The sequence below is a fragment of the uncultured Algibacter sp. genome, assembly GCF_947487605.1.
Classification (GTDB): domain Bacteria; phylum Bacteroidota; class Bacteroidia; order Flavobacteriales; family Flavobacteriaceae; genus Algibacter_D.
In genome coordinates, this window is record NZ_CANKXK010000037.1 from 1 (window position 1) to 1,564 (window position 1,564).

2 protein-coding genes are annotated in these 1,564 nt (G+C 34.9%); both read right to left on the minus strand.

Features of this window, described 5'->3' with window-relative positions:
- Positions 1 to 215: 215 nt before the first annotated feature.
- Positions 216 to 899: a tetratricopeptide repeat protein gene (locus tag Q0739_RS14790; protein WP_298239512.1), complete on the minus strand. Its 684-nt coding sequence runs from the start codon at positions 897 to 899 to the stop codon at positions 216 to 218.
- 142 nt (positions 900 to 1,041) lie between these two features.
- On the minus strand, positions 1,042 to 1,467 hold the full coding sequence (locus tag Q0739_RS14795; RefSeq protein ID WP_298239513.1) for a hypothetical protein: 426 nt from the start codon (positions 1,465 to 1,467) through the stop codon (positions 1,042 to 1,044).
- Between the last annotated feature and the right edge of the window lie 97 nt (positions 1,468 to 1,564).

Consider the following 1,564-nt stretch of genomic DNA (forward strand, 5'->3'; position numbering starts at 1 on the left):
TTCCGATTTTAATAAACTTAAATTTCAGCCGAAACTTTAGATTTGGAACGGACTTTTCAGCATTAAACCCAACGTTTATGTATAAGATTAGTGCGGTTTTGTGTGCGAGGATTTTCCGAAGGAAAATCAGATGTAACAAAACAGGACTAATCGCTGGTTTTAAGCACAGACCTAAGCATTAATTTTATACTTTGTTGTAAGTAGTGCTTTTTTGTTCATTTATCTATTTTTTCCAATAATTCCTTTGCGTCAATCATTCCGTACTTTGAAGCTTCGGTCAGAAATTTTCTCGCATTCAGAGTGTCATTCAGTTCGTAATATGCTTCTCCAATCCAACTCAACGCATCTGGCAATTCGTAATTGTACTTGATGGCTTGTTCTAAATCTTTTATTCCATTTGCGTATTCTTTCAAGTACACATATGAAATTCCACGTTCAAACTCAATTTCGTGTTTGCGAACATAATAATCCGATTCCTTGTCCCAATCGTTTGGGAAATTAATCTCGAGATAGATGCTGTCAGATTTAATAGCTCCCTTTGAGTTTAAAGCCTCTGTATAAAATCCGACAGATTTTTTATAATCCTTTAATCTCTTATAATTATTACCGATGTTCATTAGCGCAAGAGTGTTTTCAGAATCATATTTTAGGATTAATTCATAATCTTTAATCGCTCCCTGATAATCATTTAATGCAGATTTGTCGGCACCTCGATTCAATAATGCTGGTTTCAGGTCAGGTTTTTTCTCAATTGCTTTATCCAAAAAAACAATGGCTTCTTTGTATTTTCCTTGTTTTTCAAGTTCGTAAGCCAAATCATAATAATCTCCTGCTGTTTTAAAGTCACAAGAACTCAGTAGAAGTGAAATCGATAATATGTAGATTAAGTTTTTCGGCATTACTTACAACGGTTTTGTGTATGATTTCGATGCGTGTTTCAGCAACTAATTTAGCAAATACAAACCGAATAGAAAATCCGCGAGGATTTTCGTAAGTAGGCGAGTACTAGCAATGAATTATACACGTTGTTGCCACACGTTTTTATCCTATCCAAGTTACTGCTGTTATAAATCCAATTATTAATAATACAATCAATAAAATTCCGATTGCAATACAGCCAATTTTAAACGCTTTGTCTTTCCACGTTTCTTTGTATTCCGAATAGGGTTTTATGTCATTTCGTTTTTCTTTTTTCAGTTCTACGTAACTAAATCCGAACTCGCTATCATCGTCTAGTAAATCCTGGTCAAGTCCGTATGTTTTTTCTTTTCCAGATTCAAATTCCGTTTCGGTTTCGAGAGCAGCAGCTAATAATTCAGCAGCGTGTAATTCAAGTCCTTGTCTGTTTGCTTTTATAAAACTTTCATCAGGTCCTCCACCATATTGGAAAAATCCGATATACGCTTCATCATAGTTTTTCTTACTGCGTAATTCATTAATTAATTCTCCAATTTCTTTGTCGGTCATCGTTTTTCTCAAATGTGTGGCAACGTTTTTGTGTATGGAAAGTGCGGTTTTGTGCGCGAGGATTTTCCGCAGGAAAATCGGACGCAACAAAAGTGAA